Genomic DNA, 6,492 nt, shown 5'->3' on the forward strand with positions numbered 1-6,492 from the left:
TCGGTGCATATTCTATGACCGTAATATAACAGCGATGGAAATATCAGGCTGTAATCAACACACGATAAAAATATGACTTTATTTATATATCAGATGCTCCGAACAGCGTCTCGACAATCGGACATTCGGGCACTGTCCCGCCGGCGCAGGACGCCATCATGCCCTTCAGGACACGCTCCAAACGCTTGAGGTCCGAGATCTTCGCGCGCACCGCCCCGAGCTGTCGTTCGGCCACGGTCTGAACCTCGCCGCATGTGACCGCGTGGCGGTCGACGAGCGTCAGCAAGGCCCGGATATCCTCGATGGTGAAGCCGAGTTCGCGCGCCCGGCGGATGAAGAGTAGGCGCTGCCGGTGCGTCGGGTCGTAGATCCGCTGGTTACCGGCCGTGCGCGGCGGGGCGGGCAGAAGGTTGATCCGCTCGTAGTACCGGATCGTCTCGATGTTGACGCCAACGCTCTCCGAGAGCGCACCGATGGTCAGATATGCGCGCCCTCGCGCCGCGGGGGTACCCATGAAATTTCCCCTTGAACCTGTAGTCACTACAGCTCGTACCACCGCGATGGTTCGAGGAAAAGCCATGTCGCAAGTCAGTCGCCCAACCCGTGTCCACCAAGCCGCGCGCGCGTTCGCCTGGGACGTCGCCCAAGGCATTCGGCGCCACGGTGCCCGAACGCTCCGGCCGGCCAGCCTGTGGGCCGCCCTGGCCCTGACGGCTCCCGCGGGCGCCAGGTGCGCGGAGCTTTTTTCGGTCCCGACCCCGGATAGCTACCCGGAGAGCGTCGCCCTCGGCCCCGACGGCGCCGTCTGGTTTACGGAAAAGCAAGGCAACAAGGTCGGGCGCCTGGCGCCTGGCGGCCGATGGGATGAGTTTTCCGTTCCCACGCAGGACAGCCGGCCACAGGGCATCGCCGCCGGTCCCGACGGGAATCTCTGGTTCACGGAAAACTGCGGCAACAGGATCGGACGCGTCACGCCATCGGGCGTGATCACCGAATTCCCGCTCCCGACGCCCGGGAGCTATCCCTTCGGCATCACGTCGGGTCCCGACGGTGCCCTATGGTTCACGCTGTCCGGGACCAATCGCATCGGCCGCATCACCGTCGATGGACAGGTGAGCGAGTTCGCGCTGGCAAGGACGCAGACCCCTTACGGCATCGCGACCGGACCCGACGGCAATCTCTGGTTCACGGGTTTCAACAGCAACACCATCGGTCGGATCACGCCGGAGGGCCGAGTTGCGGAGTTTCCGCTGCCCACCCTGGACAGTGCCCCGCAGGGTATCGCTGCCGGCCCGGATGGCGGCCTGTGGTTCACCGAGGTTGCGGCGGATGCCGTCGGCAGGATCACCACGGACGGAAAGGTGACCGAATTCCCGCTGCCATCGAATCCGCCCGGTTCCGCCTCCGAGCGTGGCCGGCCTTCCCGTTGCCCGAGCACGAAGTCGCCCTACGCCATCGCGGCCGGTAAGGACGCCCTGTGGGTGACGCAACATTGCGGCGGACGGCTCAGTCGGGTCGCGCTGGACGGACACGTCACCGAGATCGGGCTGGACGGGTTGCGAGCCCCGAACGGAGCCGTGGTCGCCCCCGATGGAACCGTCTGGTTCGCCGTCGCCCGCTCGAACGGGATCGGCCGTCAGCGGCCCGAGGGCCAGCAGTGAGCCTTCAGCTTGCGCCCGGCCGCGACCCTTCCGCTGGGCCCGAAGACCACGAGTGCGAGGAAGGGCTCACGCTCACGCCACGGTTCGACGGCGCCGGGCTTCTGCCGGCCATCGTCACCGACGCCGTGTTGAGGGCCGTGCTGATGCTGGCCTGGATGAATGCCGAGGCGTTCGACAGGACCCTTGCGACCGGCGAGGCCTGGTTCTGGAGCCGGTCGGGGCAACGTCTCTGGCATAAAGGCGCGACGAGCGGGCAGATCCAACACGTCGAGGAGAATCCGAGTCGATTGCGACCAGGATGCCGTCTGGCTGACGGTCCGCATGCCCGGGCGGTTGGGGTGCTGCCACACCGGCCGTCCGAGCTGCTTCTACCGTCGCGTCGTCGATGGCCCTGGTGGCCCAGCGCTCGCCCATGACGCGGTGCGCGGGGACGCCGGCTCCCAAGGCGCATGAGGCCCCTCCGAGACGCGGCGGCGAGGTCCGAAATCAGCGCTTGTATCTGTAGTAGCTACAGGTCCCATACTCACTGGAATGGAGGAGTGTCCGAATGGACAGGTCGACTGGCACGGCTTCCCGCGAGAGCGCGGGCCTGGCGCGGAACGAGACAGGTCAGGGGCAGAGGCTCGCGGCCGTCGGCGGCCTGCTCGCCGCGGTCGGGGCCTCCTCGTGCTGTATCCTGCCCCTCGTCCTCTTCAGCCTGGGCGTGAGTGGGGCCTGGATTTCCAACTTGACCGCGCTGGCGCGGTACCAGCCGCTGTTCATCGCCGCGGCCGTCGCGTTTCTCGGCTTCGGTTTCTGGAGCTCCTACCGCCGGGCTCCGGCCTGTTCGAGCGAGGGTCCGTGCGGCCGGCCAGGGTCCGGGCGGGTCGCCCGGATCGGACTCTGGGTCGCGACCGTGCTCATCCTCGCGGCCGTGACCTTCCCTTACGCCGCCAACTTGCTGCTCTGACCATCACCGAACCGCAGAAAGGGATTCCCATGAGAACCTTGCTCCGCACCGCCATCGCCGCGTCGGTCCTGTTGTCGGCCACGGGTGCCTTCGCCGTCCCGCGCACCGCCACTCTTGAGGTCCAGAACGTGAGCTGCGCCGCCTGCGCGCCCATCGTCAAACGGACCCTGGGACGTTTGGCCGGCGTCACCCAGGTCGCCGTCATCGAGCACGGCGGCGTCGCCACCGCGACCGTCACCTTCGACGATGACAAGGTCACCGCGCAGGCCCTGTCCGAGGCGACCTCCAACGCCGGCTATCCCTCCTCCGTGAGGGAAGTGAGGAGCGCGGCTGCCGACACGACAGGCAGCACTGCCCAGGTCCGCTGAGGAGGCGGGGCCTCGGGACGGGGGATTGCGTTCCCTTCGACCCGGTTCCCCTCGCGGCCGTTCGTTTTCCGGTCCAAGGGTCCGTCCGCCGAGGACGGCCGAACATCGTCGACCATACGGAAGCTGAGACCATGAGCGATTGCTGCAGCACCCAGCGAGAGAACGCCGGCCACGGTCGCCAAGACCTCATCGTCGTCGGGGCCGGATCGGCCGGGTTCTCGGCCGCGATCACGGCGGCTGAGCAGGGCGCACAGGTTGCCCTCATCGGACACGGAACGATTGGCGGCAGTTGCGTGAACGTGGGCTGCGTTCCGTCGAAGGCCCTGATCCGCGCGGCCGAGACCGTCCATCACGCCAACCGGGCCGCGGGCCGCTTCGACGGAGTCCAGGCTGAGGCGCGGGTGACCGACTGGCGTGCCCAGGTCGCCCAGAAGGACGCTCTGGTCGATAGCCTACGGCAGGCCAAGTACGCAGATCTCCTGCCAGCCTACAACAACGTGGTGTACCACGAGGGCCGGGCGCGCCTCATTCCCGGGGGCGTGGAAGCCGGCGGCAGGCGCTTCGCCGCGGACCGCGTCATCATCGCCACCGGGACGCGCCCGTCCTTCCCCTCCATTCCCGGGCTTGCCGACGTCTCGCCGCTCGACAGCACCGGAGCGCTCGCCCTCACCGAGCTTCCGCGCTCGATGATCGTGCTCGGCGGCGGCTACATCGGTGCGGAACTGGCACAGACGTTTGCCAGGGTCGGCGTCGCCGTGACCCTTGTCTTCCGCAGCCGGCTCCTGCCCGAGGCGGAGCCGGAGATCGGGGAGGCGCTCTCCGGCTACCTGGCGGATGAGGGCATCACCGTCCTGGGCGGCTTGTCCTACGAAGCCGCGCACCCGACGAGGGGCGGCGTGAGCCTCACGGTTCGGCGGGGCGGTCGCCAGGAGACCGTCGTGGCCGAGCGCATCATCGTGGCGACCGGGCGCAAGGCCAACACCGAGGATCTCGGCCTCGCCGAGGTGGGTGTGGCCCAGACCCCGACGGGCGCCATTGCAGTCGACGACCGCATGCGCACCTCGAAGCTGGGCGTCTACGCGGCCGGCGACGTGACCGGTAAGGACCAGTTCGTCTACATGGCGGCGTACGGCGCGAAGCTGGCCGCCAAGAACGCGCTCAACGGCGACAGCCTTCGTTACGACAACAGCGCGATGCCCGCCGTCGTGTTCACCGACCCGCAGGTCGGGAGCGTCGGCCTGACCGAAGCCCGGGCGCGGGCGGCCGGGCATGATGTGCGAACGTCAGTGCTCACGCTCGATAACGTGCCGCGCGCCCTGGCGGCCCGCGACACGCGCGGGTTGATCAAGCTCGTCGCGGATCGAGGGACCCGGAAGCTGCTCGGCGCGCATATTCTCGCCCCCGAAGGTGCGGACAGCATCCAGACGGCAGCGATGGCGATCCGCGGTGGCTTGACCATCGACGAGCTCGCGGACGCGATCTTCCCGTACCTGACGACTGTTGAGGGGCTGAAGCTCGCCGCCCAGACCTTCGACCGGGATGTCTCCAAGCTGTCCTGCTGCGCCGGTTAGTGGGGGCGTGGCCTCCTCATGGGATGAACGGCATGCCTGCCACGCCAGCTCCCGGACGCGAGCTTGTCGCCGAGATCAGGCCTGGGGTCCTGCGCCCGAACTGGTCGGCCCTGACAACGGATGCGGGGCGCAACGCGCTTGCCGGCCGCATGGCGGCCCGCTCGGGCCTTCTCGACAGGTGGCTGCACGCGCTCGACTCTGACGCTGACCGGATGTGGCAGGCCGTCTTGCGGTTTTACGCCGCGCAAGGGCGCCCCCCGGGTACCGACGAGCTCGCCGCGACTTTGCGGGTCACCCCGGGACGAGCCGCCGCGCTCCTGCGCGACTTGCAGCAGCGGGACCTCGTCGGGCTCGATCCAACCTCCGGCACGGTCACGTATGCCTACCCGCTCGCGCCGGACGACACTGGACATCGGGTTTGGCTTGGCGGACGCGTCCTCAACGCCTTGTGTGCCATCGACGCCCTCGGCATCGCCGAGATGTTCGACGCCGACGCGACGGTCACGGCCCGGTGCCGCTCCTGCGGTGACACGGTCACGGTCTCGACGGCGGAGCGGGGGCGCGTGCTCCGGAGCGTCTCTCCGGCGCTGTCGGTCGTCTGGTACGATTTCGCGTACGCCGGCAGTGCGGCCGCGTCTTGTTGCCCACACATCGCGTTCTTCTGCTCGGACAAGCATCTCCGGGACTGGCTCGATGGCCAGCAACCCGCGCGCGTGGGGGCGCGCCTCCCGATGCCGGAGGCTCTCGAACTCGGCCGCGCGATCTTCGGGCCTGTCATGCGTGCAATCGAGCGCCTGGCTCACAATCCACGACACCCCTGAGAGGAGAGGATTTATAGGATCCTATAACTGCTGTTCAGAACGGATAGTAACGCAGAGAGGCAAGGCCCACGACCGCACGGGTCGAGGGTTGGATGCCGAGGAGGCCCCGGAACGCGTCGCGCTCGACATAGGCTGCTTGTGCGCCCGCGGCCAAGCGGCCGTAGTTGCCCTTGTATAGGTCGTGCCAGAAGCCGCCGGTGATCTCGCGCAGGTCCCGGGTCTCAGCCTGACAGGTCCCGGTCGCGGCGCCCTCGACGTTGCAGCCTACCACCACCAGGGTCGGCGAGCCGTAGCCGGCAGTGCTCAGCGCGCCCGCCCGCGCGGCATGCTCCCAACCCGCGTAGACGTAGACGTCCGTGCCCGGCTGCACGTGCGCGACCGCACCCGTAAGGAGCTGGAAGGCGGGGACGGTTGCGATTGTACCGTTGGCGCGCAGGGCGAAATCCGGCAGCTGCCCCGATCCGTAGCGACCGATACCCTCTCCGACCAGACCGCTCACCTGGATGTCGAGACGCTTGTCGAACAGCGGGAAGGTCACCGCTGCGCCGAAGCCGTAGCCCACCGTGTCGTCCGAGCGGCCGACCAGACGGTCGTTGAAGAAACGCACCAGCCCCTTCACTTCGTAGTGGCCGAAGCCCGGCTCGAAGGCGAGTTTGCCGATGATGTCGGGTGCGTTGTTGTTCGAGTAGGTGGTGGAGCTGTTGAGCAGGCCCGCGGCATCGCCGCTGTTGTTGACGTTCACCGTCAGGCCGCTCGGCGTCGCGAAGGGGCTCGGCGGCAGCACGTGGTCAGCCCCCATTGAAGTGGTCCGCCCTTTGGTATGGCTTTTGAGCCTGGAGGACGGACGAGATGACAAAGCACCCGAAGCCTGAGGAGATCGTTGCCAAGTTGCGGCAGGCGGACGTGCTGATCTCACAGGGCCAAAGCGTGGCCGATGCGATCCGCGCGCTCGGCGTGAGCTCAGTGACATACTACCGGTGGCGGCGTGAGTTTGGCGGCCTGAAGTCGGATCAAGTTCGACGGATGAAGAGTCTTGAGACCGAGAATGCTCGGCTTCGAAAAGCCATCGCCGATTTGACGCTGGACAAGCTGATCTTGCAGGAGGCGTCCCGGGGAAACTTC

Annotated in this window: 8 protein-coding genes and 1 pseudogene; 7 read left to right on the plus strand and 2 right to left on the minus strand. The window is 67.6% G+C overall.

The genetic code is table 11. The features are described 5' to 3' along the window. Positions 1-82: 82 nt before the first annotated feature. Positions 83-514: a MerR family transcriptional regulator gene (locus tag ME121_RS24380; RefSeq protein ID WP_059409756.1), complete on the minus strand. Its 432-nt coding sequence runs from the start codon at positions 512-514 to the stop codon at positions 83-85. A gap of 64 nt (positions 515-578) precedes the next feature. Between ME121_RS24380 and ME121_RS34245 the strand changes: the two genes are divergently transcribed. The 6 genes and pseudogenes from ME121_RS34245 (at position 579) to ME121_RS24405 (ending at position 5,370) form a co-directional block, all read left to right on the plus strand. Then, positions 579-1,661, plus strand: a complete 1,083-nt coding sequence (locus ME121_RS34245; protein WP_206406898.1) for a Vgb family protein — start codon at positions 579-581, stop codon at positions 1,659-1,661. Further along, a pseudogene (hisI, locus tag ME121_RS34250) lies at positions 1,658-2,114 on the plus strand (phosphoribosyl-AMP cyclohydrolase). The gene ME121_RS34245 and the pseudogene hisI overlap by 4 nt, the downstream one beginning before the upstream one ends. Before the next feature lie 94 nt (positions 2,115-2,208). Next, the gene (locus tag ME121_RS24390) at positions 2,209-2,610 is read left to right on the plus strand and encodes a mercuric transporter MerT family protein (protein WP_059409758.1); all 402 of its coding nucleotides are present in this window, start codon (positions 2,209-2,211) and stop codon (positions 2,608-2,610) included. 29 nt (positions 2,611-2,639) lie between these two features. After that, complete coding sequence (locus ME121_RS24395) at positions 2,640-2,978, plus strand: cation transporter (protein WP_059409759.1); 339 nt, start codon at positions 2,640-2,642, stop codon at positions 2,976-2,978. A 131-nt stretch (positions 2,979-3,109) separates the two neighbouring features. Next, positions 3,110-4,549: a mercury(II) reductase gene (gene merA, locus ME121_RS24400; protein ID WP_059409760.1), complete on the plus strand. Its 1,440-nt coding sequence runs from the start codon at positions 3,110-3,112 to the stop codon at positions 4,547-4,549. A 32-nt stretch (positions 4,550-4,581) separates the two neighbouring features. Beyond that, positions 4,582-5,370, plus strand: coding sequence for an alkylmercury lyase family protein (locus ME121_RS24405; RefSeq protein ID WP_179240033.1), 789 nt, complete (start codon positions 4,582-4,584; stop codon positions 5,368-5,370). A 34-nt stretch (positions 5,371-5,404) separates the two neighbouring features. Here the strand turns inward: ME121_RS24405 and ME121_RS24410 are convergent, their stop codons facing one another. Beyond that, a complete protein-coding gene (locus ME121_RS24410; RefSeq protein WP_059409762.1) occupies positions 5,405-6,169 on the minus strand; it encodes a hypothetical protein in 765 nt (254 codons plus the stop codon). A 50-nt stretch (positions 6,170-6,219) separates the two neighbouring features. On the opposite strand from ME121_RS24410, the gene ME121_RS24415 reads away from it, so the two are divergent. Continuing rightward, on the plus strand, positions 6,220-6,492 hold a 273-nt coding region (locus tag ME121_RS24415), incomplete at its 3' end, for a transposase (RefSeq protein WP_059409763.1).

Source organism: Methylobacterium sp. ME121 (assembly GCF_000974725.1).
Lineage (GTDB): Bacteria > Pseudomonadota > Alphaproteobacteria > Rhizobiales > Beijerinckiaceae > Methylobacterium > Methylobacterium radiotolerans.